Consider the following 26091-nt stretch of genomic DNA (forward strand, 5'->3'; position numbering starts at 1 on the left):
CGCATTAAGCCGCTCCGTCAAGTGATCCGGTCGCCCCTGCGTGCGATCTTCTCCGAACGGTCGCGAATGACCTTCAAAACGACGCCGTGGAAGTCATTCAGGAACAGCTTGCCCCACAAATCACAGTAGAAATCGATCGGCGTTGCGATCCGATAATGGGCCGTCAGTGTGAGCCGCGTATGACCATTCGCCACCGGTTCAAGGCGATAATCACCCTGCGCAAGCTTCAGATAGCTGCTGTCGACCTTGATATGCGCTTCGACCTCAGGCGGTATGGAGCCGGGACCGAAGCGGAAATCCCACGCCAGAAGCCGGTTCTCTTCCCATTGCGTGACAATTTCCTGAAAATTCACGCCATGCGTCCATTGCAAGTCGCGTACCGCGCCGATGCCGGTACCGTTCAGCCTTGCATCCGTCGGCTGCGGCACGCCAAGAATGCCATGGCTGAATGTCCACGACAGCTCGTCTGGACGCACATTGCGGATTTCAACCGTCTGCTGCCAGACAACTTCCGGCGGCGCCGCAATCTCGATCACCGTGGTCACAGCGCCATCGTGCGGTGTGTAGGACATCTGAAGTTCGGCTGGCAGAACGACGAGCGGCAGCGCGATCACCAGCGTCGTCGAGCGACGGGAGCGAAACTGTCGGATGATCCACAAGGTCACAGCCGAACCCAGCGCCGAGAACGCCATGAAGAACGGAGCGGCCATGGCCACGCAAATTCCGGCCTCATGGAAAAGCACCATGCTGATAACGACAAGCCCACCAATAATGGCCCATCCCATACGGACATGGCGCCACAATCCCTTTTCCGCCCACGGATCGGAGAGGCTGGAGGCAAGGCTGGCAACAGCCATCGGTAACAGCATCAGGCCTGCAATGACCGGCATTGCATCCACATAATGACGCGACCAGATCATGACATAAAGCAGAAGACCGTAGACGAAAGCGACGGGTACTGCGACGGTCAGTCTTTCCGATGAATCGGGTGATACTGTTTCAGGAGATTTCATCAAGATGCGCGAATTGTTGGACGTCGCGCCTGTTTACGAACAAATTGTCCGTTAGATCAAGCTCATAGCTGACCTGCGGTAAATTGAGAAAAGAAAGCGGCGACCACGACGACCGATGGTAGTGATTGATCCCGGGAACCTACAAAGTAGGTGGGCGCCATATGCGAAAGCCCGCAAGCCTTCACAGGGACAGCTCCCTTAGAGATCAATAAGGCCCCGGGGATGCTGTTACACCTGTCGGGAAGCGCAGTTCGCCAAGAGCCAATATAGTACCTGCTTAACGGGAACGCCAGTGGCTTGCATCGGCCTAACCGGAAAACTTTTCAAAAGGATTTGACGATCCGCAACCAGGGATCAATGGCCCCTACCCGCGCTATTTCTTGGGAAAGATGCTGAAAAAATGGGAAGTCCATGATACCGCTGGAAAGCAATTGCGCTCCGCTTGCGCGAGCATCTTTGGGAGACATGCCAAAACGGCTTTTGAAGGCTGCAGCAAATTGCGTCGGATCCTGAAAACCGCATCGATAAGCGATCTCTTTCGTATAAAGAGTCCGATGGCGTTCTTCCGACAACATGCGAAACGCGCGGTCAAGTCGCTTGTCGCGAATAATCTTCGCGACGCCACCATCATTTTCGAATGCACGATAGAGGTGGGAGCGAGACACATGAAAATTTTTGATAATCAGAGAAACCCCAAGAAGAGGATCGTGAAGATTATTGTCGATGAATGACAGAATACGTTTTCGCATCGGCAAATTGACGGGCAGCTGCTCGATGAATTTGCCCTTCAGACCCGTAATCCCAGCGGCGATCAATGTCAGCATCACACGTTGAGCAGCAACCGCATCATCTGGCCCCAATTCTGGCACAACCGCATTGAGCTCCTGAATGTAATTAAAGGCTAGGCGGGTCATGGGTTCCGCACCAGGCAAGACGAGCCCGTGCAGACTTCTACCGCCCGTAACCTCCTCCAGATCACATCGGCGTACGAATACCGTCGTTCTGGCGCCTTTAAAAGCGCGACTGACAAGGGTTTTCGCGAGATCAATAACGAGAATATCACCAGGGCTTGCCGTCACGTCTGTCCCGCCAAAGTCGCCCTGCAGATGTCCGCCGGTCATCAGTTGTACCATGTAAAAATCCAGCCCACCTTGGGCGATGATCTTCGGGGTCCGGACATAATTTTGCGTATTGAACGTAGTTGTGCCGATTGTAATCAAACCGCTGGTACGCAAGCTGGCTACACCAGAAAGCTCATAATTGCGTTCTGCAGGGTCAATAACGATTTCATACAATGGCTTCATGGCAGCCCGTAGAAAATCATTGCGAAACCTGCTCTCAACCATGTCAGTCGAGAAGAATGCGGTATCCGTCCCACTGTATCGCTTCAAGATATTTCCCACACCCGACTAAAAGAAGCTGAACCAGCGGCTATAATAGTCGCTATTAGCTTGCGAGCAACCGATTGGTTCTCACATAAAAAAATGCTCAAAAGCAAAAAAACTATTTGAGTATTTTCTCCAGCGCGATTCTGAAAAAAATCGAAGCTTTTTATTGCCGATTATGATCTATCGATTTGTTTTTAATAACACTCTTGCTCTGAAAAGTTCTTCACTACCCAAGGGAACGGCCTTAGGGGTGAACCTGTTAATTTGATGAAAATTGCATCTGAAGCAAGAATATCGAATAGGAGAGCCGTGAAGAACGGGACAGCTTCTACAGGTCTTCCTCCTGGCAAGCAGTTCGATGCGGCAAATCGCCAAAGAGTAGCCTCGACATCTCGGCGTCTGTAAGAGCCTGTTCCAAAAAGGGTTGAGCGATTACAGTAGGTTATGATCCAATCGGATTGCTTACATTCGATGGAGATCACAATGGCCTGGACAGTAACCGCTCGCCGCCACTATGTACGTCGCAATTCGCGCTATGCAACTGATTTAACGGATGCGGAATGGTCAGTGATCGAACCGCTGATGCCTTCGCCCAGATACCTTGGTCGCCCTCGCAAAACGGATCTGCGTGAGGTGGTAAACGCGCTTCTTTATATCGCATCATCTGGCGGTGCGTGGCGGCTTCTGCCAACCGATTTCCCACCATTCTCGACGGTACAGAAATACTTCTACCGCTGGCGCGATGAAGGCTTGCTGCGTACCATCAACAACACGCTTGTGATGCTGGCGCGTGAGCAGGCTGACAGGCAGCCCAGTCCAACGGCTGGCGTCATCGACAGCCAGTCAGTTAGAACCACGGAAAGTGGCGGAATACGGGGCTTTGACGCGGGAAAGAAGATTAGCGGACGTAAGCGTCACATTGTCGTTGATACCCTTGGCTTGATGGTTGGTCTGGTGATCCATTCTGCGGGTATTCAGGATCGCGATGGCGCACCGGACGTCTTGAAAACCATACTCAAACGATGGCCGTGGCTGCGACATATCTTTGCTGACGGCGGATATGCAGGCCCCAAGCTCAGAGGCAGGCTGGAAAAGGTCGGAAAGTTTACACTGGAAATCGTCAAGCGCTCCGATCAGGCCAACGGTTTCGAAGCCCTGCCACGCCGATGGGTGGTCGAGCGAACATTTGCATGGCTGGGAAGGTGTCGCAGACTGGCCAAAGACTTCGAGAAAACTATCGCTTCTTCCGAAGCGTGGATATACATCGCAAATATCCGCTTCCTCACACGGCGTATCGCAAGAGCCTGATATCATTACATTCATTATGATTCAGGCTCTAAGACCTATTCCATCCAGTCGGCTGATCTGTCGAAACGACGCAAAAATGCGGAGAGTTGACTAGCTGTTTCGCGGCGCAATGCGCGATGCCACTTGCTCGATGCGCGAGGCTACATCCGAAAGCATGCCGGTCAGGGCAGCGTCGTTGCTGTCGGCGCGACCAAGCGCTTCATCACGTGCGCGGCGCAGTGTTTCGACCTCGCTCTCCAGACCGTTGATGCGCTTCTGCATCTCAGCCATCTCGTCCATAACCATGATCCCGGCCATGACCGTCAGGCGCAGATCGCCGATTTCTCCGAAGGAGGTTTTGAGATGCGTGACATACTGATCGAAACGGTCGGCAAGCCCGGACAGGTGTTCTTCCTGCCCTTCGTCGCAGGCCATGCGGTAGGCTTTGCCATCGATGGTGACGGTTACAGTCGCTATGGTAGCCTCCTATCGGTCCAGAACAGCGCGGATTGTCTCCATCGCTGTCACAAGACGCCGCGAAACTTCGCGATTTGCGGCTTCCAGCCGCTCGGCGCGCGCTTCCGACTGATCGAGTTCCTGAGCGAGACGGCTGCGATCCGCATTCATACGCTGCACCTCCTCCTCGGCCTCGGCGAAGTCGCCTTCCTTGTCCAGCCGCAGATCGACCGCTTGTTCAAGCGAATTGAGTGCCTTTTCCAGCCGTTCCAAGACTTGCCTGAGGGTCGTTTCGGGTGCCATCCATATCCTTTCCAATGCCAATTCGCAGACTAACTCTGGACATCGAATCGCGCCTGCGGGACGGGCATCTTTGAAAAGATTGTAATAATCGCCCGCCAGATAAGCAACAAATGAGGGGCTTATGTGAACGTTCATGCACCGTTATCGGTGCAAAAACGGCTTTTCGGTGATTGTTCTACAGCTTTCCACACAACTCAATCGATTAGTCGCGGACAGTTTATTGCCCAAAAGTCATCGGTTTATTGACTCCTCATACGCAGGTGCTATGTGTCCCGATGCCTTCTGGAGCATGATCCCGAGACGCATGAAGCCGTTTTGGATACGGATCGTGCTCAGGCAAAAGGCATCGCCGCAACCCCGTTAACCCCTCCCAAGGAAAGACGGCTGAAACCATGACCAATTCCGACAAACAAAACCAGATGGCCAACGCAATCCGCTTCCTCTCCATGGATGCGGTCGAGAAAGCCAATTCGGGCCATCCCGGCCTGCCGATGGGTGCAGCCGATATAGCGACGACGCTTTATACCCGTTTCCTCTCGCACGACCCGCAGAACCCGCACTGGCCGGATCGCGACCGTTTCGTGCTCTCCGCAGGCCACGGCTCGATGCTGCTCTATTCGCTGCTCTATCTTTCGGGCTACGAAGACATCACCATCGACGAGATCAAGAATTTCCGCCAGCTCGGATCGCGCACCGCCGGTCACCCGGAATACGGCCACGCAGCCGGCATCGAAACGACGACCGGCCCGCTCGGCCAGGGCATTGCCAATGCCGTCGGCATGGCGCTCTCCGAACGCATCCTGAACGCCCAGTTCGGCGACAGCCTCGTCAACCATTACACCTATGTGATTGCCGGTGACGGCTGCCTCATGGAAGGCATCAGCCAGGAAGCCATTGCGCTTGCCGGTCATCTGAAGCTGAACAAGCTGATCGTGTTCTGGGACGACAACAACATCTCGATCGACGGCCCCGTCACGCTTTCCGACAATACTGACCAGCCTGCCCGTTTCGCCGCTTCCGGCTGGAACACGATGGCTGTCGATGGTCATGACCAGGATGCGATTGCCAAGGCTATCGAACTGGCCAAGGTTTCCGAAAAGCCTACCCTGATCGCCTGCAAGACGACCATAGGCTTCGGTGCGCCGAACAAAGCTGGCACCAACAAGGTACATGGTTCGCCGCTGGGTGCCGAAGAAATTGCCGCAACCCGCAAAGCGCTCGGCTGGAATTCCGAACCTTTCGTCGTTCCGGCAGAAGTACTGGACGGCTGGCGCGTTGCCGGTCTCAATGCCGCCAAGAAGCGTCAGGAATGGGAAAAGCGCTTTGCCGCCGCCGACCCGGACACCCGCGCTGAATTCGAGCGCCGGATGCGTGGCGACCTGCCTTCCAACTTCGATGCGACCATCATCGAATACAAGAAGAAGCTTTCCGCCGACAAACCGAAGGTCGCAACCCGCAAGTCTTCGGAAATGGCTCTGGAAGTCATCAACGGTGTCGTGCCGGAAACCATCGGCGGCTCCGCCGACCTCACCGGTTCGAACAACACCAAGACGAGCCAGACCAAGGCCATAACGCCGGAAGACTACGGCCAGCGTTACGTCCATTACGGTATCCGTGAACACGGCATGGCAGCAGCCATGAACGGCATGACGCTGCATGGCGGCCTGATCCCTTATGGCGGCACCTTCCTGACCTTCTCGGATTATTGCCGTCCGGCCATGCGTCTTTCCTCGCTGATGGGCATCCGCGTCGTTTACGTGATGACGCACGACTCCATCGGTCTTGGTGAAGATGGCCCGACCCACCAGCCGGTCGAACAGCTTGCCGCCTTGCGCGCCATTCCGAACCACAATGTGTTCCGCCCTGCCGACGCTGTCGAGGCGGCTGAATGCTGGCAGATTGCCCTGCAATCGAAGAAAACGCCGTCGACGATGGCTCTGACCCGCCAGAACCTGCCGACCGTCCGCACCGAGCATCGCGACGAAAACCTTTCGGCTTTCGGCGCCTATGAACTTGCTGCGGCAAGCAAGGATGCCAAAGTGACGATCTTCGCGACCGGCTCGGAAGTGGAAATCGCACTCAAGGCCCGCGACCTGCTGGAAGGCAAAGGCATTGCCACGCGTGTCGTTTCCGTTCCTTGCTTCGAGCTTTTCGAACAGCAGAGCGACGCCTACCAGACGGCGACCATCGGCGACGCGCCGGTCAAGGTTGCCATTGAAGCGGCAATCTCGCTCGGCTGGGAACGCTTCATCGGCGAAAACGGCATATTCATCGGCATGAAGGGCTTCGGCGCTTCGGGCGAGATCAACGATCTCTACAAGCATTTCGGCATCACGGCAGAACATGCCGCCGAAGCTGCGGAGAAGAAGCTCAACGCCGCATGATTTTAAGAACGCCGGCGTCGCAAAAACGCCGGCGTTTGAGTTTCCATTCCGGTTCGGTCGGACGAATCCTGTTCGATTTGTCCGTTCCGGCGGAGTTTTGAAGCACTGCATGTGCAGTACCCTATCGGGAGATTAAGAGAAAATGGCAGTTCGCGTCGCAATTAACGGTTTTGGCCGCATCGGCCGCAACATCCTTCGTGCCATCGTCGAGTCGGGGCGCACCGATATTCAGGTCGTCGCCATCAACGATCTCGGCCCGGTCGAAACCAATGCACATCTTCTGCGTTATGACAGCGTTCATGGCCGTTTCCCCAAGGAAGTAAAGGTTGCCGGCGACACCATCGACGTCGGCTATGGCCCGATCAAGGTTCATGCCGTCCGCAACCCGGCTGAACTGCCGTGGAAGGAAGAAGGCGTCGATATCGCTCTGGAATGCACCGGTATCTTCACCTCGCGCGACAAGGCGGCACTTCACCTTGAAGCTGGTGCAAAGCGCGTCATCGTTTCGGCTCCTGCCGATGGCGCCGACCTCACTGTCGTCTATGGCGTCAACCACGACAAGCTGACCAAGGACCATCTGGTCATCTCCAACGCTTCGTGCACCACCAACTGCCTTGCACCGGTGGCTCAGGTTCTCAACGATGCTATCGGCATCGAAAAGGGCTTCATGACCACGATTCACTCCTATACGGGTGACCAGCCGACCTTGGACACTATGCATAAGGATCTCTACCGCGCACGCGCAGCGGCTCTTTCCATGATCCCGACCTCGACGGGCGCAGCCAAGGCTGTTGGTCTCGTTCTGCCGGAACTGAAGGGCAAGCTGGACGGCGTTGCCATCCGCGTTCCGACCCCGAACGTCTCGGTCGTTGACCTGACCTTCATCGCCAAGCGCGAAACGACTGTCGATGAAGTCAACAACGCGATCCGCGCAGCCGCCAATGGCCGCCTCAAGGGCATCCTCGGCTACACGGACGAGCCGCTTGTCTCGCACGACTTCAACCACGATCCGCATTCCTCGGTCTTCCACATGGATCAGACCAAGGTCATGGACGGCACCATGGTTCGCATCCTGTCGTGGTATGACAACGAGTGGGGCTTCTCCAGCCGTATGGGCGATACCGCTGTCGCCTTCGGCAAGCTGATTTAAGCTTCTGATCATGTTTCGAGCCCTCCTCCCCACCGTTGCGCGCTGGCGTCCGCTGGAAGGAGAAGGGCTCGAACATCTCAGTATCGGCCCCACCGGCCGCACGATCCGTGCCGAAAGCGTGGTGATTGGCGACCGCGGAGGCAACCCCTATGGCGTGCGCTACAGCATCGACTGCAACAGCGCCTGGCATGTCCTTCATTTCCTGATCGAAACCACAGCCGGAAATCGTCTGGAGCTTGTTTCCGACGGCGACGGTCGCTGGAGCACGATGGCAGGCGATGCATTGCCCGAGTTCGATGGCTGCATCGATATTGATCTGGCAGGAACGCCCTTCACCAACACGCTGCCCATCCGCCGCCTTGGCCTCACACCGGAAAGCGGCACCATTCAGCTCGACATGCTTTACGTACCGTTCGATAATTTCCGTCCCTTGCGCGACCAGCAGCGCTATACCTGTATCGAGGAAGGGAGGCGCTACCGCTACGAAGCGGCGGACCGTTCCTTCACCGCCGAATTGCCCGTCGACGAGGACGGGATTGTTACCGACTATCCAACCCTTTTCCGGCGCCTGCCTGTTTGAGCGATCCTTGCTCCACCGGCACCCGAAAGACAGTTCTGGGAGAAAGACCATGAGTTTCCGCACTCTCGACGATGCCGACGTCAAGTCCAAGCGCGTACTGGTCCGCGTTGACCTCAACGTGCCGATGGCAAATGGCGAAGTCACTGACCTGACCCGCATCGAGCGCATCGTGCCGACCATTGCCGAACTGTCGAAGAAGGGTGCAAAGGTCATCCTGCTCGCCCATTTCGGTCGTCCAAAAGGCGTTGCTTCGGATGAAAACTCTCTGAAGCATGTCGTAAAGCCGCTTTCGAAGGTGCTGGGTCACGGCGTTCATTTTGCTGAAGACTGCATCGGCGACAAGGCAAAGGCTGCCGTCGATGCGCTGAAGGACGGCGATGTCCTGCTTCTGGAAAACACCCGTTTCCACAAGGGCGAGGAAAAGAACGATCCGGAATTCGTCGCGGCTCTGGCCGCCAATGGCGATCTTTATGTGAACGACGCTTTTTCCGCCGCTCACCGCGCCCATGCCTCGACCGAAGGTCTGGCTCATGTCCTGCCCGCTTATGCAGGTCGCGCCATGCAGGCCGAACTTGAAGCGCTCGAAAAGGGTCTCGGCGATCCGGCTCGCCCGGTAGTGGCCATCGTCGGCGGTGCCAAGGTTTCGACCAAGCTCGACCTTCTGTCGAACCTGATCGAAAAGGTCGATGCGCTCGTCATCGGCGGCGGCATGGCCAACACGTTCCTGGCAGCGCAGGGACACGATGTCGGCAAATCGCTCTGCGAACATGAGCTGGCCCATACCGCTCGCGAAATCATGGCCAAAGCAGAAACCACGAAATGCGCAATCATCCTGCCAGTCGATGCCGTGGTTGGCTGGCACTTCGCAGCCGATACGCCGAACAAGACCTATGGAGTCGATTCGGTTCCAAGTGACGGCATGATTCTCGATGCCGGAGCACTTTCGACCGATCTGATCGCTTCGGCCATTGATGACGCAGCTACGCTTGTCTGGAACGGTCCGCTTGGTGCGTTCGAACTGCGTCCATTCGATGCTGCTACGGTCAAGACCGCAAAGCATGTCGCCGCCCGCACCAAGGCGGGCAAGCTGGTTTCGGTCGGCGGCGGTGGTGATACCGTCGCGGCCCTCAATCATGCTGGCGTGGCCGACGACTTCACTTACATCTCGACCGCAGGCGGCGCTTTCCTCGAATGGATGGAAGGCAAGCCGCTCCCGGGCGTCGATGTGCTGAAGAAGTAATGCGATAAATCATGTTCACATAAGCCCGGTTGATACCGGGCTTATTTTTTGGGCGTCAGCTTCAGGAGGCGTCCCGGATTGTCATCCTCGATCAGCCAGATGGCCCCGTCGGGGCCGACAGCAACATCGCGGATACGGTTTTCCATTTCAAAACGCTCGGCTTCGTCCGCCTTGCCGTCCTTATCGATCACGACACGCACCAGCGACATGACCGAAAGCCCTCCGATCAAAGCCGAACCGCGCCATTCGGAGAACATGTCTCCCTCGTAAAAGGCAAGCCCGGCGGGAGCGATAACCGGCGTCCAGTACACCAATGGCGGTTCGAATTCGGGGCGTGTACTATGGCGCGGGATCGGCCTGCCGCTATAATTGTCGCCATTGGAAACGACGGGCCAGCCATAATTGAGACCGGGCTTGATGAGGTTGAACTCGTCGCCGCCGCGCGGCCCCATCTCGTGCTCCCACAGTTTTCCGTCGGGATCGAAGGCCAGCCCATACGGATTGCGATGGCCGGTCGACCACGTCAACGCCCGCACACCTTCCACATCCGCGTGTGGGTTATCCTTGGGCACGGAACCATCCAGATTCATGCGCAAAATTTTGCCCATTGGAGCCGCATCATCCTGCGCGGTTGCAGGCAACATACGGTCACCGACCGAAAAGAACAGATGCTTGCCGTCCGGCGCAAATGCAACAATGCCGCCCGGCTGTCCACCGCGCGCTGCCGCATCCTGTTTCCAGATCGTGGTCTTGTCCTTCAGCGCTGCCTTGCCGTCACCTTCTTCCAGCACAGCACGTGCCAGAACAACACTGCTGCCATTCTTCGCCGGTTCGTTATAGGAAAAATAGACTGCCTTGTTTTTTTCGAAATCCGGTGCAGGCGCAATATCAAGAAGACCGTTCTGGCCACTGAATGCCACTTCCGGCACACCACCAACGGCGGTCTTGTCGCCCGATTGCGTGACGATGAAAATCTTTCCACCCTTCTCCGTCAATAAAAGTCTGCCATCGGGCAGAAAGGCGATAGCCCATGGCGTATCGAATTCGGCGACCGGGGTTGCTGTAAACGGCGCATTAGCTTTGGCCTGCCTGCCGCCGGCATTGATGCTCCCGGCCGAAACATCCAGCACCGGCAGGGCAACCATCGATGCGGCCAGAACAAGCGGCAGGCTCAAAAGGGCTCGTCGCATATCTCCTCCTCAAATCTGGACAACCGAGAACAAGCCCGGTCTTCTCAGCGGTTTCTTACATGGGGTTTGAGACGCGGATATCAAAACGGGTTTCGGCAAAAACTGCGATAGCCAATCCGACGGTCTAAACCGTTTGAATAATATTTCAAACGTTTCAATGACTTGCGCTCGCCACAGTTTTAACCAACACTCCCTCATCGCCTTGATAGAAGGAGCATTGCATATGACTGAACGTCTTGAAGATATTGCGATTGCACTGGTGGCGGCAGGAAAAGGTATTCTCGCCGCCGACGAAAGCTCGAGCACCATCAAGAAGCGCTTTGACTCGATCCATCTCACCTCGACGGAAGACACCCGCCGCGACTATCGTGAAATGCTGTTCCGTTCGGACGACGCGATGAAGAACTATATTTCGGGTGTCATTCTCTATGACGAAACCATAAGGCAGAAGGCGAAGGACGGTACACCGCTTGTTGAAATCATCCGCAAGGCAGGAGCCATTCCCGGCATCAAGGTCGATGCGGGCGCAAAGCCGCTAGCAGGCTTCGAAGGTGAAACCATCACAGAGGGGCTGGACGGTCTGCGGGAACGGCTTGCCGAATATTACGGCCTTGGTGCGCGTTTCGCCAAATGGCGCGCGGTGATTTCCATTTCGGACGGCCTGCCCACATGGGGCGCGGTGAAACAGAATGCCCAGACCCTCGCCCGCTACGCTGCCCTCTGCCAGGAGGCGAACATAGTCCCTATCGTGGAGCCGGAAGTGTTGATGGACGGCCAGCCGGGCAATCACACCATCGACCGTTGTTACGAAGTGACGGAATGGGTTCTGAAAACCGTCTTTACCGAACTCTACGATGCCCGCGTCAGGCTCGAAGGCATGATCCTGAAGCCAAACATGGTCATTGACGGCAAAAAGGCACGCAAAGCTTCTGTCGAGGAAGTGGCGGAGAAAACTGTACGCTGCTTCCGCAATACGGTCCCGGCAGCGGTGCCCGGCATCGCCTTCCTTTCGGGAGGCCAGACCGGCGAGGAAGCGACAGCCCATCTTTCCGCGATGAATGCAGGCTTCGACATGCCGTGGAAAATGACTTTCTCCTATGGCCGTGCCCTGCAGGCGGCAGCGCTGGAAGCCTGGGGCGGCAAGGATGAAAATATCGCTGCCGGTCAGCGCGCTTTCGCACATCGGGCAAAGATGAACGGTCTGGCTGCAACCGGCGGCTGGAAAAAAGATCTCGAAAAAGCAGCCTGACTTGCCTTGAAAAACAAGAGTCCGGCCATTTCAGCCGGGCTTTTCGTCAGCCTTCGTGCAGGTGAAACCCTACCGCTAGTGCCATGATCAATATGGCAATGGCTGCGATCTTCCAGAAATCGCCGCGCCGCTTCAGGCCGGGCAGGCCAAGCGGTTTGATGATGTGCAGTCCCATCAGAAGAACAAGCAGCACAGGCAGGATTTTTGTCACAAATCACCTCTCTGCCTCCTTGTGGCGCAGACGGGCCATCGCTGCAAGACGCCTGGATCAGACAAAGCCGTTTACGCGGTCGTTTTTGGCGAAGCTTGATCTTCATCTTAAGTTTCATGGACGGGTCGCCGTCCAACGGCGTAAACTGCATGTGGAGGTGACAAAAGCGCATGGAGGAGATGGACCGGAACGGGTCGATCTTGTGCTTTCGTCAGCAGACTAATCACGACGCGACAACCACCCATCAGGGTGGACATTGCGCGTGCTTCTGGGAGGAAGAGCATGACTTCGAAATATGCCGAAACCTATGCCGCATGGCAGACCGATCCTGAACGCTTCTGGGCAGAAGCGGCGCAGGCAATCGACTGGTTCACGCCATGGGACCAGGTTTTTGCGGGCGACGAAGGTGTCTATGGACGCTGGTTCAAGGGTGCTGAGTGCAACACCTGTTACAATGCGCTCGACCGCCATGTCGCCAACGGGCGTGGTGAACAGGTGGCGCTCATCTATGAAAGCCCTGTCACCGGTAAGGTGCGCAAATTCACTTATCGCGAACTGCTGGAAGAAGTGGAAGCGCTCTCCGCCGTCATGCTCGACAATGGCGTGTCGAAAGGCGACCGCGTTCTCATCTATATGCCGATGGTTCCCGAAGCGGCTGTCGCCATGCTGGCATCGGCCCGTATCGGTGCCGTCCATTCCGTTGTCTTCGGCGGATTTGCCGCCAATGAGCTCGCAACCCGTATCGATGACGCCAAGCCTGTGATGATTATCGCTGGTTCCTGCGGTATCGAGCCTGCCCGCATCGTGCCTTATCAGGCCATGCTCGATAAGGCGATTTCACTTGCGCATCACAAAGTCGATCATTGCATCATATTGCAACGCGAGCAGCATCGGCACGAACCGGTGGCAGGACGTGACATCGATTATCGCGAGACCGTCGATGCCGCGCGCGGCCGTCATGTCCCCTGCACGCCTGTTGATGCCACCGATCCACTTTACGTGCTCTACACATCCGGCACGACTGGCGAGCCGAAGGGCGTCGTGCGCGACAATGGCGGACACATGGTGGCGCTTGCCTGGTCCATGAAGAATGTCTTTGGCGTAGAGCCTGGACAGGTATGGTGGGCCGCATCCGATGTCGGCTGGGTCGTTGGCCATTCCTACATCGTTTACGCACCACTGATCCATGGTGCGACGACGATCCTGTTCGAAGGCAAGCCCATCGGCACGCCGGATGCGGGTACTTACTGGCGCATCATCGCCGAACACGGCGTCGAGGTGATGTTCACCGCACCGACCGCGCTACGTGCCATCAAAAAGGAAGATGCCGACGGACATTTCGTGCGGCGTCACGACCTTTCAAAGTTCCGCGCCCTTTATCTTGCTGGCGAACGCGCCGACCCCGATACGATCCATTGGGCCGAGAACCTGCTGGGTTGCCCGGTGATTGATCACTGGTGGCAGACGGAAAGCGGATGGCCGATGGTTGCCAATCCGCTCGGGCTTGGTCTTCTGGAAACCAAATACGGTTCGCCCGCTGTCTGTCTTCCGGGTTACGATATCCGCGTACTGGACGATGAAGGCCACGAACTTGAGCGCGGCCAGCTCGGGAATGTTCTTATCAAGCTGCCCCTGCCGCCCGGTTGCCTGCCAACGCTCTGGAATGCCGATGAACGGTTCCGCAAGGCCTATCTGAACGAGTTCCCCGGTTATTATAAAACTGCCGATGCAGGCTATATGGATGAGGACGGCTATCTCTACATCATGAGCCGCACCGACGACATCATCAATGTCGCTGGCCATCGCCTGTCAACGGGTGCAATGGAGGAGGTGCTTTCCAGCCATCCCGACGTTGCCGAGTGTGCTGTGCTTGGCATTTCCGACCCGATGAAAGGCCAGGTGCCCTGCGGGTTCCTCGTGCTGAAATCCAATATCGACCGCGATCCGCAAGAGGTCGAGAAGGAATGCGTCAGCATGGTGCGTGACGTCATCGGGCCGGTTGCAGCCTTCCGGCTGGCACTGACCGTCAAGCGCCTGCCCAAGACACGATCCGGCAAAATTCTGCGCTCAACCATCCAGAAGATCGCAGACGGAGAAGAATGGAAAATGCCGGCTACAATCGATGATCCGGCTATTCTGGAAGAAATCAGCATCGTACTGCGCGAGCGCCACACCGGCCTCGCCTTCGCCTGATCCTGACGCTATTGACCGGCGGTTTCCGCCGGTCCACTCTCCATGAAAATTGGAGATCGATCATGCAGTTAGAAGGCAAGGTGGCAATCGTCACCGGCGCTGCCCGCGGTATTGGCTATGCCATAGCAAAGCGCTTCCTGATGGATGGCGCAAGCGTAGTCCTATCCGACATCGACAACGCCGCCGCCATGCGCGCAGCCAAGGATCTGGAGCAATTCGGCCCGGTTCGCCATATGGCGGCGGATGTGGGCGACAAACTCGATGTCCACAATCTCCTGACCTTCACCATCACCAATCTGGGCGAGATCGACATCCTCGTCAACAATGCCGGTATCGTCCATCAGGCGGATTTCCTCGACCTGAAAGAAGAGGATTTCGACCGCGTCATGCGCGTCAATCTCAAAGGTGCTTTTCTGTGCGGGCAGGCAGTCGCCAGACGTATGGTCGAGAGGGTCGAATCGGGTGGCGATCCAGGCACCATCATCAATATATCGTCAATCGACGCGATCTTCGGTTTGCCGGAACAGCTCGCCTATTCCGTTTCCAAAGGCGGGTTGAACCAACTGACACGCACCATGGCAGTAGCACTCGCGCGTTGGGAGATTCGGGTCAATGCGATCGGCCCCGGCTCCATCGAAACCGACATGCTTTCTGCCGTTAACACCGATGCCGATGCCCGCAACAAAATTCTTTCCAGAACGCCGCTCGGTCGTATCGGCCAAACCTCTGAAATTGCTTCAATCGCGTCGTTTCTGGCATCGCGGGACGCGAGCTATGTAACAGGCCAGACCATCTATGCGGATGGCGGGCGCTTGCCCCTCGGCTATACGGCGGTGCCACGCTACAAAGCGTGACGTTGCGATCCCGTTATATTAGGAAGATAATAAAACAGGACTTCGCTCCTGACAGAAAGCTGTCAGGAGGGGTGTGCGATACTGCGTATCCAAGGATGAGGGAGATTTCACCATGGCACTCGCAATCGCACCATTGATCGCAGTTTTGAAGGAATATAGGCGCAGATATGACGAACGCCGTCGTTTCATTCGCACCGAACGGGTGATCGGCCGACTGCCGAACGATTTGCGCAAGGATTTGGGCTGGCCGGATCGCTATCTGGAGCAGCGCAACACCAAATACTGCAACGGAGAATAAAACGGAATGCGCCGTGCAGACCGCCTTTTCCAGATTGTTCAGCACCTGCGTGGTGGCAGGCTTGTCACCGCGCGCCAGCTTGCGGAACGGCTGGAAGTCTCCGAACGTACGATCTATCGTGACATTTCCGATCTGCAGTCGACGGGCGTTCCCATCGATGGCGAAGCCGGTGTCGGCTATATTCTGCGGCAGGGTTTCGAACTCCCGCCACTCATGTTCACGCGTGATGAAATCGTCGCTCTTGTCGCCGGAGCGCGTCTCATTCGCGCCTGGGGCGGCGTTTCCATGGCGCGTGGCGCGGAAGAGGCTCTGGTCAAGATCGAAGCCGTCCTGCCCAAGGAAGAGCGCGCCCGCATCACCAGCACTCAAATTCATGCCCCTACGGCCCGTATCAGCATGGATGAGCGCCGCATCATCGACGCGGTGGAACGTGCTGTCGATCAGGGCAACGTGCTCAATATTCGCTATCGGGATCTGGAAGCGCGCGAAAGCGAGCGTGATATTCGTCCACTGGGACTGTGGTTTTGGGGCAAGGTCTGGACGGTCATCGGCTGGTGCGAATTGCGCAACGCGTTCCGCACGTTTCGCACCGACCGTATCGTCGAAGCCAGCGACGCTGGTCGCCTCTTCCGGGCTGAACGCGGCAAGACGCTCTCCGATTTCTACCGCCTCATGGAATTGAGCGAATACAACGCCTTTAAAGACTGACTGCTCCGGCATTACTCCCAAGGCGGCCGCTTGAGCCGGTCCGGCAAGCTGTTCACACAGGCATGTCGGGCCGGTTTTCTTTTTCAGCCATGATGGCGACTAGCAGACTTATGACGTGTTGCAACCCTCGATCTTCCTGACGTCGCCTGTGCCAGGCGATGTGCAAGGGAAAACCCGCAATAGGGATCGGAGGCGTGAAAGCGACGAGCGCAGACATATCCTCGGGCATACAGCGCGATGGCAGCATGGCGATCATATCGGTACTGGCTAGCAATTCGGGCACCATGCCGAAGTTAGGCACAACCACACCCACCCGACGTTTCAATCCTCGCTGTACCAGAACGCTATCGACGGGGCTGCTGTTATCGCCGCGTCCCGAAACAAGAACATGCGGATAGTCGAGCCAGCTTTCTAGCGAAAATGCCTTTGCTGCCGGATGGTCTTGCCGCATGGCGATAATGTAATCTTCCTCCAGTAGCAGTTTGCACTGAAGCTCGTCGTCGGCTTCAGGAAAGACGGAAAGAGCAAGATCGCTTTCTCCTGTCACCAGCGCCTCGCGCGCTGCGACCGCGCCCTGCCAGGGCTGGACGATGATGTTGATCCCCGGCGCGGTATGTGCAAGCGCCTTCAACAGAGGCCTTATGACGAAGATGGCCGGATAATCAGCCATGCAGATGCGTATCGTCTGCTGCAACGACGCAAGGGGGACTTCGGGCGGATCAACGAGATCGAGCACCCCTGCCAGCAAAGTTTTCAAAGGAGCCCGCAATGCTTCCGCTTTCGGTGTGCGTCGCATCGTCCCGCGCCCACGTTCCAGAAGCTGGTCGTTGAACAACACACGGCAGCGCTGCAAAGCATTCGATACAGCGGGCTGCGTCAAATTCAGCCGGTCTGCAGCCCGGCTCACATGGGCTTCGTCCAGAAGAGCATCAAGTATGACCAGAAGATTCAGATCAAGGGACCTTAAATTCATAAGATCAATAATATACTATAATGATAATAAATTGGAATAATTTCATCATTTGCCACATCGTCCTCTCAAGCTGAAGGAGACAACGATGTCCAAGACCCTGATTTTACTTTTTCATCCCAATCTGGCCCGTTCTCAAGCCAATGCAGCACTTGCTGCAGCGGTTGCAAAATTGCCCGGCGTGGAGATCATCGATATGCAGACCGTTTATCCGCAGGGGATCGACTTCTTCAAGGATGGCGAGCACGAGGCACATCGTCTTTTGTCTGCGGATCGCATCGTCCTGCAATTTCCGGTTCAATGGTATTCCACGCCCCCGCTTCTGAAGGCATGGCAGGACGCTATCCTGACGCGCATGTTTTACGTTGCTTATGAGCAGGAGGGCCGTAAGCTCGAAGGCACACCGCTCATGATTGCCGCAACCGCAGGAAATGTTCCCGAAGCCTACCGTGAAGGCGGGCGCAACATGTTTCCGATGATTGATCTGTTCGCGCCGCTGCGAGCAACAGCAAACCGTTGCAGGCTAAACTGGACGGACCCGTTTGTGCTCTATGCCGCCGACAAGCTTTCAACCGAAGCACTTGAGGATGCAGCCAGCCGCTATATGAACTTCTTGAGCGACTGGATAAACGCGACATCCGTTATTGGAAGCGAGGCTATAGCTTGATCCAACAAAAAACCCGGCTGATGAAGCCGGGCTTTTTGATATTTCGGTAAGGCGATTTCTCGTCCCGACTATTCGTCTTCGTCTTCGTCCGGAGTCGAACTCTTGAGCGAAGAGAGCTTGGCGAAAACCTTGTCCGCATCGAGTTCTTCTTCTGCGGGCTGCTCGTCACGATAGTCGAAATTCTCGGTCGCAGAAGCTGGCAGCAAGGTGCTATCCGATTCCGGTGTTGCCGGACGGTTGCGGGAGGCGCGTTCGACTTCGATGTCGAGATCGATCTGCGAGCAGAGGCCGAGTGTAACCGGGTCCATCGCCGTCAGATTTGCCGAGTTCCAGTGCGTGCGATTGCGAATCTGCTCGATGGTCGACTTGGTCGTACCGATCAGGCGGGAAATCTGCGCATCCTTCAGTTCAGGATGATTGCGCACCAGCCAGAGAATCGCATTCGGGCGATCCTGACGCTTGGAAAGCGGCGTGTAACGCGGGCCCTTGCGCTTGGCTTCCGGAACACGAACCTTCGGCTCGGAAAGCTTCAGGCGATAATACGGGTCCTTTTCACCCTTCGCGATCTCTTCGCGCGAAATCTGACCCGTAATGACCGGGTCCAGACCCTTGATGCCCTGAGAGGCTTCACCGTCGGCAATAGCCTTCACTTCCAGCGGGTGCAGCTTGCAGAAAGCGGCAATCTGGTCAAAAGACAGAGCCGTATTATCGACAAGCCAAACGGCCGTTGCCTTCGGCATAAGAAGCTGGGTGGCCATTAGATATAATCCTTCTGTTCGTCCGCTCCGGTGGCGCGGGACGTGGGCAAAACCACAATTTCCGGGAAATCACGGCCTATATATCGTTTTTTTGTCACCAGAGCAAGAATGGCTCTGAACCTTAAATGTCTGCAGACAAGCATGGCGACTTTTGGCCCGGATACTAAGCAATATCGAGTACGATCTTGCCAATATGTCTTCCCTCCTCCATGCGCTCATGCGCGCGCCAGGCATCTTTCAGCGAAAAGATCATGTCCATTACCGGGGCGACGCGGCGCTGCGCCAGAAGCGGCCAGACCTTCGCCTCCAACTCCCGCGCAATGCCAGCCTTGAAGTCAACCGGTCGCGGACGCAGCGTAGAACCGGTATGGGTCAGACGCTTGGTCATCAATATTGCGAAATTGGCCGTGGCCTTCGCACCGTTGAGAAAAGCGATCTGCACGATGCGACCATCTTCCGCTGCAGCTTTGTAATTGCGGTCGACATAATCGCCACCCACCATATCGAGAATCACATTGGCGCCTTTGCCCTTGGTCACTTCCTTGACGACCTCGACAAAATCCTCTTGCCCGTAATTGATGGCGTGATCTGCTCCGAGTTTGAGGCAGGCTTCGCATTTTTCCTTCGAGCCCGCAGTTGCAATGACGGTCGCGCCGAATGCCTTTGCAAGCTGGATAGCTGTCGTGCCAATACCGGACGAGCCGCCGTGAACCAGAAAAACCTCCCCCTTCTTCAGCCCGCCGCGCTCGAACACATTGTGCCAGACAGTGAAAAAAGTTTCCGGGATCGCTGCCGCTTCAATGTAGCCATAGCCGGAAGGCAAGGGCAGCGCGTTGGTCTCATGCACGACGGCATATTCGGCATAGCCGCCACCGGCCAGCAGTGCGACCACCTGATCGCCGGTCTTGAACTGTTTGACGCCGCTGCCGACGACAACAATGTCACCGGCAATCTCCAGACCCGGAATATCCGACGCGCCGGGCGGTGGCGCATATTGACCCTGCCGCTGCAAGACATCTGGCCGGTTGACCCCGGCGGCGCGTACCCGCACCAGAATTTCACCTTCCTTGGGTTCAGGCACCGAGCGTTGAACAGGTCGAAGCATATGGGCTCCGCCCGGTTCAGAAATTTCGATAGCGGTCATCTGGGAAGGCAAGTCGGCCATCATATTCACAACTCCATTCAGATTTCTGGCCCTACGCATCGTCGCAGAAATGCCGCATGGCGGATGCAAGACGTCACGTTAGGGAAATCGTCATCGATTTTCTCAAATATATATGCGACGATTCAAGGTGTTAAATCTTTTCTGAGCCATCATTGACCACGGAGGACGGCTATGAGCGGTTTCGATGAGGATGTAGTAAAGCCCCGCAATAGCGTGGCGCTAAGCGACGAGGAGCTATCGCTGCTTTCGGTTATCGAGATCGACCAGCGTATAGCCTTGCTGCAATCCGAAATAGAGCGATTGAAGACAGAACGCCTCAAGAAGGGCGATAGCCGCGCTGCGGCAGAAGCATTGTTTCGCTAGTGGATTGAATTTGACGTTTGATACCCGTCCGATATTATCCCGTTTCAAACGTCAAATTCGAAAAATCCACTAGATTCATAAAGTTACTAGTGGTCTGCTTCCGACATTTGCTCGGCGCTCATATCCGAGGGATGCAAATGTCGGAAGCAGACCACTAGAAGTGAGATCGTCAACGGAAATGGATACCGGAGCAAAACAGCCGGAACCATTTCCGAGGGAGACCTTTCCGAACAAAAACATTGATCGCAATGATCGCTCATCAGCCTCAGCACTGACAATTCGGCTTCAGACTTCGGGAATAGAATTTTGCGCATTTACATTCAGGTTCTGGCCCTTCTCTGCGGTACAGCCTTCCTTCTCATCGCTTCGGGACTTCACGGTCTTCTATTGCCGCTGCGCGGCGGTGTGGAAGGCTTCTCAGTGGCATCGCTCGGCATGCTCGGCACCACCTGGGCGGGCGGTTTCGTTGCGGGCTGTCTGTTTGCGCCGCGCCTTGTGCGCCGCGTCGGCCATGTGCGGGCATTCGGCTGTTTTGCCGCATCGGCAGCGATCATCGCCCTTCTGTCCGGCATCTTCGTGGATGCAACAATCTGGGTGATCTTGCGCGCTTTCACCGGCTTTTCCATGGCTGGCGCCTTCATGGTCATTGAAAGTTGGCTGAATGAGCGTGCAACCAACGAATCACGCGGCAAGATTTTCGGCATGTATATGATGGTCAATTACGGGGCCACCATGTCCGGCCAGATGCTGGTGGCAGCAGGAGACGTGCGCTCCGATCATCTGTTCATGATAAGCGGTGTCTTCTTCTGCCTGGCTCTCATTCCAACGGCAATCTCCACAGCCGTCAGCCCCAAGCCGCTGACCGAAGTGCAGCTTGATCTCAAGGCGCTCTATAACAACTCACCTGCAGCTTTCGTAGGTTGTATCCTGATCGGCATTGCCAATGGCGCCTGGGGCACGCTTGGAGCTGTCTTCGGCGCGAAATCCGGCATTTCGACCACCGAAATCGCCTTGATGGTCAGTGTCACTATCGCAGCCGGAGCCTTGATGCAGATTCCAATCGGACGCATTTCCGATCTGGTTGACCGACGGTTCGTGCTGGCAAGCGTTGCGGCGCTGGCGGCACTGGTTGGCCTCATTGCCTTTCTCGTCGCTCCGTCCAGCGGCCCCGTCATCATTACGATGACCGGCTGTTATGGCGCGCTCGCCTATGCGCTCTATCCCGTTGCGGTTGCCCACGCCAACGATCATGCAACGTCGGAAAGCTTTGTGAAAGTATCGAGCGGACTTCTGTTGCTTTACGGCTTCGGCACCATGCTCGGACCGCTGCTGGCGGCTGCGGCCATGGATATTTTCTGGCCGTCCGGCCTCTTCGCCATCACCATGCTCGCGCATATTTCCATCACCGGCTATGCACTGTTCCGCTCACGCAAGCGCGCGTCCGTTCCGAAAGAAGAAAAGGATCAGTTCAAGAGCATGCCGTCGGAACGTGGCGCAACACCGGAAGCGCTGAACCTTGATCCAAGAGCTGAGACGGAAGGTTGACGGACGCTGAAAATGGCTCCGATAAATGAAGTCGATTAAATAGTTGAATCAATATGTTCGGCGGCTGTGGCACAGCCGCCAATACTGAATTTCGGCATCTTCGCTTTGGAATGCAAACTGCATTCACGACAAAGAAACTCCAACTCGTCAGAGCCGTTCGGTCTCCAATGTCGATGGTTTAAGACGCCTTATCGAACCGCGATCTAAGCGCGGCTTCCCTGTTAGTGACGTGTTACCTGGGATCTCAGTTTTTCGATCTGGTCCTTAAGCATAAGCTTCTTGCGCTTGAGAGATGCAACGTGCAGGTCGTCCATTGCCGGTGACGCTATAGCTTCGGAAATTTCCTGCTCCAGAGCGCCGTGCTTCTTTTCGAGCGTGGCAAGATGGGACTCGATAGCCATCATCAGATCTCCTTTGGTTGATTTCCCTGATTTACGGAACAGCGCGGACCTCGTTTGCCCGTTTGTCCGCTATCCCGCCATTCAACCTGCATGAACGTCCGGCACACCTCCTGTATTCCGGGCCAAACACGCAGTCCCGGCTGCCAAGGATGCGGTATTGTTGTCGCCTTCGACAGCCGCCATCCATGACAGAACCATGACAGTTTGGCATGAGTTTGGTGCAAAGTCGATTTTGTCGTGGTAGCATTTTCCTGAGGCGAAAAATATGATAAGGGCTTCGCCGGAAACGGGCTGATGCCGCACCTTTTTATGGTTCGGTGCGGCCCGTAAAATTATTCAACAGAACGGGGCACCGCATGTCCGATCAGGAACAGGCCGAAATCAGATTGGCCGTCGCACGACTGAAACAGGAACACGCGGATTTCGATGCTGCCATAAACGCCATGATAGCCGTTGGCTGCGACCAATTGCGCGTCCAGCGCATGAAGAAGAAAAAACTCGCAATCAAGGACAAGCTGCAGGAGATGGAAGATCGGGTAATCCCCGACATCATCGCCTGAATGTCCATAATGATCCATGACAGAGCCGGGGTTCGCCCGGCTTTATCATTTTTAATATCACCCTAAACATGCACGAAAGAAGCGGAGCAGGAAGATCAATGAGCGTTACTGCCGATGTCGCCGTCATCATGGGAAGCCAGTCCGACTGGGAAACCATGCGCCATGCTGCAGACACACTGGAAGCACTCGGCATTTCCTTCGATGCCCGGATTGTTTCCGCGCATCGCACGCCTGATCGCCTCGTTGCCTTTGCCAAAGGCGCCAAGGCAGAAGGGTTCAAGGTCGTTATCGCGGGTGCGGGCGGCGCAGCTCACCTGCCGGGCATGGCCGCAGCGATGACGCCACTGCCTGTCTTCGGCGTTCCGGTTCAGTCCAAGGCGCTCTCGGGTCAGGATTCGCTCCTCTCCATCGTACAGATGCCAGCCGGCATTCCCGTCGGCACACTCGCCATCGGTCGCGCCGGTGCGGTCAACGCCGCTCTTCTCGCCGCAGCCGTCCTGGCGCTTTACGACGAGGCGCTTGCAGCCCGCCTTGATGAGTGGCGCAGAGCGCAAACCGAAAGCGTGGCCGAACATCCTTCGAACGAGGCTTGACATGGAAAATCCTGGACTAAAGCCCGGTGCAACCATCGGCATTATTGGCGGTGGCCAGCTCGGCAGAATGCTCGCCATGGCCGCAGCACGTCTCGGCTTTGAAACCGTGATCCTGGAGCCGCAGGCCGATTGTCCTGCAGCACAAGTTGCTAATCGCCAGATCATTGCTTCCTATGACGACCCAAAAGCGCTTGCCGAACTTGCAGCAGCGTCCGATGTCATTACCTACGAATTCGAGAACGTGCCAGTCAGCGCCGCCGACAAGCTCGCCGAAACCGCTCTGGTCTTTCCTCCCCCGGCAGCGCTCGAAGTCTCACAGGATCGCTTTACGGAAAAGCAGTTTCTCAACTCCAGTGACATCGAAACGGCACCCTGGCGTCTTGTGGACGATGAAGAAACCCTGATTGCAGCTCTGGGTGCCCTTGGCGAGCGTGGCATCCTCAAGACGCGACGTCTTGGTTATGACGGCAAGGGACAGGTCCGCCTGACGTCACTTGATGAGGCTGATGCTCATAAGGCACTTCTCGCGATCAATCGTGCCCCGGCCATCCTCGAAGGCTTCATAGATTTCGAGCGCGAAGTCTCGGTGATCGCAGCACGTGACCGTTCAGGCAATGTCGCAATCTTTGATATTGCCGAAAACGTTCACAAGGACGGGATCCTCGCGACTTCAACCGTACCGGCTACCATTTCCGAAAGCACAGCTGAAGCCGCCCGCAAAGCGGCCACAAAGCTTCTGAATGCGCTTGATTATGTCGGCGTGCTCGGACTTGAGTTCTTCGTCCTGAAGGACGGCACGCTTCTGGCAAACGAATTCGCCCCGCGCGTCCATAATTCGGGCCACTGGACGGAAGCGGCCTGCGCCATCTCGCAGTTCGAACAACATATCCGAGCCATAGCCGGATTACCCTTGGGCAACACGGATCGCCATTCCGATTGCATGATGGAAAACCTGATCGGCCACGATGTCGAGAAGGTGCCAGCGATTCTCTCCGAAAAGAATGCCGTGTTGCATCTTTACGGTAAAAAGGAAGCTCGTCCAGGCCGCAAGATGGGCCATGTGACGCGCATCCACCCCCGCGGGAAATAATGTTCATCGGGAATCCCGTCGATTCCCGATGAATCTTTTGCCGCCTGCCAAGAATTTCAGCTCCAGTGCCCTGAATCTGCGGCTCAGGAGTTGACATTTGCCCGAAACCTTGTGTATTTCGGCCAACCCTTCGGGCATCTAACAGTGCCTGTAATCGATTGGCGCCTTGAGCGCCTGTTTTTATGAAGCCCCGCGGCATCTGCACGTCAACGGGCCAACAAGACCGGTGATTGACATGAAGATCAAGAACTCGCTTAAAGCGCTCAAGGGCCGTCATCGCGACTGCCAGCTGGTCCGCCGCAAGGGCCGCGTTTACATCATCAATAAGACTGCCCCGCGCTACAAGGCTCGTCAGGGCTAATCTTATTTCTGATTTTGCATTTGACGTTTCGCTGCGCATGGTAAAATCTATGCGCATGCGGAACGTTTTTGCATATCTGATTTCTTTTTCTGTACTCGCGTCGCTTGGTACGACGGTGCCATTGGCGTATGCCGAAGTGGCGCCCGGCAAAGTACCGCTTACTGCACCTCTGACGCCCGTTCAGACTGGCCCCGACAGCGAGCAGAAACCTTCCCCGGAAAAGCCTGCATCGGATGCAGTCCAGACGCCTGAAGAGCGTCTCGACAAGCTCTTTGCCGATCTTCGCCGCACGACGGACGAAGCCAAGGCGCGGCGCATTGCTTCACAGATCAATACGCTGTGGTCGCAGTCAGGCAGCGCAACAGTCGACCTCCTGATGCAGTGGGCCAATGCGGCGATGCTCGAGCGACGCTATCCTTCGGCAATCGACTTCCTGAATGAGGCAATAGCACTCGACCCGGAATATGCGGAGGCCTGGAACCGCCGCGCTACGGTCTATTTCCTGCAAAAAGACTATGCCCATGCCATGTACGACATCAATCGTACGCTGGAGCTGGAACCGCGTCACTATGGCGCTCTGACCGGTATGGCGGCCATCTTGCGCCTGCGCGGCCTCAAGGAACAGGCGCTGAAAGCCTATGAGCAGGCTCTCATCGTCTACCCGATGATGCGCGACGCACAGAAGAACTTCAGCGATCTTGCGGACGAACTGACGGATACGCGGACTTAGAACCTGTTCCAGCAAACGTGGAGCCGCTGAAGCCGCTTCGTATCTGCGGCGTCCCTAGTTCATCACCATTCACGACAAAAAACGCGCTCCTTCGGAGCGCGTTTTTTGGATACCGTCTGCCATGACTGGATGAGATTCCGGGTGTGGCGTGTCGAAAATGGTGGGGGTTGAGAACCGGCGGAATGTACTTCCGTGCATAGTCTCGAAAAGTTGCAGACTTTTCGGATTAGACTATGCACCAAACAAAGATACATGAGCCGCAGCAAGCGCAAACAACGCCATTTGCAGGCCCGTCGCACCCGGAATATCGCCAGATAACCTGATCTGATTTACTCGGATCAGGTTATGTCTTTTCTTACGCATTATCCGACGCAAAACCGCTTC

The 26091-nt window shown here is 56.2% G+C and carries 28 protein-coding genes and 1 other RNA gene; 18 read left to right on the forward strand and 11 right to left on the reverse strand.

Translation table 11 applies throughout. The features are described from left to right. Positions 1 to 17 precede the first annotated feature (17 nt). The 3 genes from MKS82_RS11605 to MKS82_RS11615 form a co-directional block, all read right to left on the reverse strand. Positions 18 to 1013, reverse strand: a complete 996-nt coding sequence (locus MKS82_RS11605; RefSeq protein ID WP_109989118.1) for an SRPBCC family protein — start codon at positions 1011 to 1013, stop codon at positions 18 to 20. 97 nt (positions 1014 to 1110) lie between these two features. Then, positions 1111 to 1269: non-coding RNA, 6S RNA (gene ssrS, locus MKS82_RS11610), on the reverse strand. 67 nt (positions 1270 to 1336) lie between these two features. Beyond that, complete coding sequence (locus MKS82_RS11615) at positions 1337 to 2359, reverse strand: helix-turn-helix domain-containing protein (protein ID WP_109989117.1); 1023 nt, start codon at positions 2357 to 2359, stop codon at positions 1337 to 1339. 525 nt (positions 2360 to 2884) lie between these two features. On the opposite strand from MKS82_RS11615, the gene MKS82_RS11620 reads away from it, so the two are divergent. Then, positions 2885 to 3709, forward strand: a complete 825-nt coding sequence (locus MKS82_RS11620; RefSeq protein ID WP_240578521.1) for an IS5 family transposase — start codon at positions 2885 to 2887, stop codon at positions 3707 to 3709. A 90-nt stretch (positions 3710 to 3799) separates the two neighbouring features. On the opposite strand, the gene MKS82_RS11625 is transcribed toward MKS82_RS11620, so the two are convergent. Continuing rightward, positions 3800 to 4165: a cell division protein ZapA gene (locus MKS82_RS11625; protein ID WP_029376275.1), complete on the reverse strand. Its 366-nt coding sequence runs from the start codon at positions 4163 to 4165 to the stop codon at positions 3800 to 3802. 9 nt (positions 4166 to 4174) lie between these two features. Further along, on the reverse strand, positions 4175 to 4447 hold the full coding sequence (locus tag MKS82_RS11630) for a DUF4164 domain-containing protein (RefSeq protein WP_109988982.1): 273 nt from the start codon (positions 4445 to 4447) through the stop codon (positions 4175 to 4177). A 392-nt stretch (positions 4448 to 4839) separates the two neighbouring features. On the opposite strand from MKS82_RS11630, the gene tkt reads away from it, so the two are divergent. From tkt to MKS82_RS11650, 4 genes are all read left to right on the forward strand, one after another. Further along, entirely contained in the window at positions 4840 to 6831 is a 1992-nt protein-coding gene (gene tkt / locus MKS82_RS11635) for a transketolase (RefSeq protein WP_109988983.1), read from the forward strand. 142 nt (positions 6832 to 6973) lie between these two features. Continuing rightward, entirely contained in the window at positions 6974 to 7981 is a 1008-nt protein-coding gene (gene gap / locus MKS82_RS11640) for a type I glyceraldehyde-3-phosphate dehydrogenase (protein WP_109988984.1), read from the forward strand. Positions 7982 to 7991: 10 nt separating this feature from the next. After that, positions 7992 to 8561: a putative glycolipid-binding domain-containing protein gene (locus tag MKS82_RS11645; protein ID WP_109988985.1), complete on the forward strand. Its 570-nt coding sequence runs from the start codon at positions 7992 to 7994 to the stop codon at positions 8559 to 8561. Positions 8562 to 8610: 49 nt separating this feature from the next. Continuing rightward, positions 8611 to 9801, forward strand: coding sequence for a phosphoglycerate kinase (locus MKS82_RS11650; RefSeq protein ID WP_240578880.1), 1191 nt, complete (start codon positions 8611 to 8613; stop codon positions 9799 to 9801). A 41-nt stretch (positions 9802 to 9842) separates the two neighbouring features. Here the strand turns inward: MKS82_RS11650 and MKS82_RS11655 are convergent, their stop codons facing one another. Further along, entirely contained in the window at positions 9843 to 10991 is a 1149-nt protein-coding gene (locus tag MKS82_RS11655; protein WP_109988987.1) for a PQQ-dependent sugar dehydrogenase, read from the reverse strand. A gap of 223 nt (positions 10992 to 11214) precedes the next feature. Here MKS82_RS11655 and MKS82_RS11660 point away from each other — a divergent pair, with 223 nt between their 5' ends. Further along, positions 11215 to 12240 (forward strand): class I fructose-bisphosphate aldolase, encoded by a 1026-nt coding sequence (locus tag MKS82_RS11660; RefSeq protein WP_109988988.1) that lies wholly within the window; start codon positions 11215 to 11217, stop codon positions 12238 to 12240. Between the two features lie 46 nt (positions 12241 to 12286). Here the strand turns inward: MKS82_RS11660 and MKS82_RS11665 are convergent, their stop codons facing one another. After that, the gene (locus MKS82_RS11665) at positions 12287 to 12451 is read right to left on the reverse strand and encodes a hypothetical protein (RefSeq protein ID WP_181394320.1); all 165 of its coding nucleotides are present in this window, start codon (positions 12449 to 12451) and stop codon (positions 12287 to 12289) included. A 282-nt stretch (positions 12452 to 12733) separates the two neighbouring features. Between MKS82_RS11665 and MKS82_RS11670 the strand changes: the two genes are divergently transcribed. The 4 genes from MKS82_RS11670 (at position 12734) to MKS82_RS11685 (ending at position 16504) form a co-directional block, all read left to right on the forward strand. Then, positions 12734 to 14644: a propionyl-CoA synthetase gene (locus MKS82_RS11670; RefSeq protein WP_109988989.1), complete on the forward strand. Its 1911-nt coding sequence runs from the start codon at positions 12734 to 12736 to the stop codon at positions 14642 to 14644. Between the two features lie 62 nt (positions 14645 to 14706). After that, positions 14707 to 15498: an SDR family NAD(P)-dependent oxidoreductase gene (locus MKS82_RS11675; protein WP_109988990.1), complete on the forward strand. Its 792-nt coding sequence runs from the start codon at positions 14707 to 14709 to the stop codon at positions 15496 to 15498. Positions 15499 to 15610: 112 nt separating this feature from the next. After that, positions 15611 to 15796: a hypothetical protein gene (locus MKS82_RS11680; RefSeq protein ID WP_104753833.1), complete on the forward strand. Its 186-nt coding sequence runs from the start codon at positions 15611 to 15613 to the stop codon at positions 15794 to 15796. A 6-nt stretch (positions 15797 to 15802) separates the two neighbouring features. Further along, entirely contained in the window at positions 15803 to 16504 is a 702-nt protein-coding gene (locus MKS82_RS11685; RefSeq protein ID WP_105542684.1) for a helix-turn-helix transcriptional regulator, read from the forward strand. 52 nt (positions 16505 to 16556) lie between these two features. Here MKS82_RS11685 and MKS82_RS11690 read toward each other — a convergent pair whose 3' ends face one another. After that, a complete protein-coding gene (locus MKS82_RS11690) occupies positions 16557 to 17477 on the reverse strand; it encodes a LysR family transcriptional regulator (protein WP_109988991.1) in 921 nt (306 codons plus the stop codon). 85 nt (positions 17478 to 17562) lie between these two features. On the opposite strand from MKS82_RS11690, the gene MKS82_RS11695 reads away from it, so the two are divergent. Beyond that, positions 17563 to 18141: an NAD(P)H-dependent oxidoreductase gene (locus MKS82_RS11695; RefSeq protein WP_109988992.1), complete on the forward strand. Its 579-nt coding sequence runs from the start codon at positions 17563 to 17565 to the stop codon at positions 18139 to 18141. Between the two features lie 68 nt (positions 18142 to 18209). On the opposite strand, the gene MKS82_RS11700 is transcribed toward MKS82_RS11695, so the two are convergent. Further along, positions 18210 to 18899, reverse strand: coding sequence for a DUF1013 domain-containing protein (locus MKS82_RS11700; RefSeq protein WP_109988993.1), 690 nt, complete (start codon positions 18897 to 18899; stop codon positions 18210 to 18212). A gap of 163 nt (positions 18900 to 19062) precedes the next feature. Then, entirely contained in the window at positions 19063 to 20067 is a 1005-nt protein-coding gene (locus MKS82_RS11705) for an NAD(P)H-quinone oxidoreductase (RefSeq protein WP_109988994.1), read from the reverse strand. Positions 20068 to 20235: 168 nt separating this feature from the next. Here MKS82_RS11705 and MKS82_RS11710 point away from each other — a divergent pair, with 168 nt between their 5' ends. Together MKS82_RS11710 and MKS82_RS11715 are read left to right on the forward strand one after the other, a co-directional pair. Then, complete coding sequence (locus MKS82_RS11710) at positions 20236 to 20427, forward strand: DUF1192 domain-containing protein (RefSeq protein ID WP_109988995.1); 192 nt, start codon at positions 20236 to 20238, stop codon at positions 20425 to 20427. 306 nt (positions 20428 to 20733) lie between these two features. Next, complete coding sequence (locus MKS82_RS11715) at positions 20734 to 21972, forward strand: MFS transporter (RefSeq protein WP_109988996.1); 1239 nt, start codon at positions 20734 to 20736, stop codon at positions 21970 to 21972. Positions 21973 to 22193: 221 nt separating this feature from the next. Here the strand turns inward: MKS82_RS11715 and MKS82_RS11720 are convergent, their stop codons facing one another. Continuing rightward, complete coding sequence (locus MKS82_RS11720; RefSeq protein ID WP_012091308.1) at positions 22194 to 22376, reverse strand: YdcH family protein; 183 nt, start codon at positions 22374 to 22376, stop codon at positions 22194 to 22196. Between the two features lie 353 nt (positions 22377 to 22729). Here MKS82_RS11720 and MKS82_RS11725 point away from each other — a divergent pair, with 353 nt between their 5' ends. The 5 genes from MKS82_RS11725 to MKS82_RS11745 all read left to right on the forward strand — a co-directional run bounded on the left by MKS82_RS11725 (position 22730) and on the right by MKS82_RS11745 (position 25707). Beyond that, entirely contained in the window at positions 22730 to 22933 is a 204-nt protein-coding gene (locus MKS82_RS11725; protein ID WP_006471281.1) for a YdcH family protein, read from the forward strand. Positions 22934 to 23031: 98 nt separating this feature from the next. After that, positions 23032 to 23526, forward strand: coding sequence for a 5-(carboxyamino)imidazole ribonucleotide mutase (gene purE / locus MKS82_RS11730; protein ID WP_109988997.1), 495 nt, complete (start codon positions 23032 to 23034; stop codon positions 23524 to 23526). A 1-nt stretch (position 23527) separates the two neighbouring features. Beyond that, the gene (locus tag MKS82_RS11735; RefSeq protein WP_109988998.1) at positions 23528 to 24616 is read left to right on the forward strand and encodes a 5-(carboxyamino)imidazole ribonucleotide synthase; all 1089 of its coding nucleotides are present in this window, start codon (positions 23528 to 23530) and stop codon (positions 24614 to 24616) included. A 235-nt stretch (positions 24617 to 24851) separates the two neighbouring features. Continuing rightward, positions 24852 to 24977 (forward strand): type B 50S ribosomal protein L36, encoded by a 126-nt coding sequence (ykgO, locus tag MKS82_RS11740; protein WP_010661422.1) that lies wholly within the window; start codon positions 24852 to 24854, stop codon positions 24975 to 24977. A 37-nt stretch (positions 24978 to 25014) separates the two neighbouring features. Continuing rightward, complete coding sequence (locus MKS82_RS11745) at positions 25015 to 25707, forward strand: tetratricopeptide repeat protein (RefSeq protein ID WP_109988999.1); 693 nt, start codon at positions 25015 to 25017, stop codon at positions 25705 to 25707. Positions 25708 to 26091: the final 384 nt, after the last annotated feature.

The organism is Ochrobactrum sp. A-1, assembly GCF_022488005.1.
Lineage (GTDB): Bacteria > Pseudomonadota > Alphaproteobacteria > Rhizobiales > Rhizobiaceae > Brucella.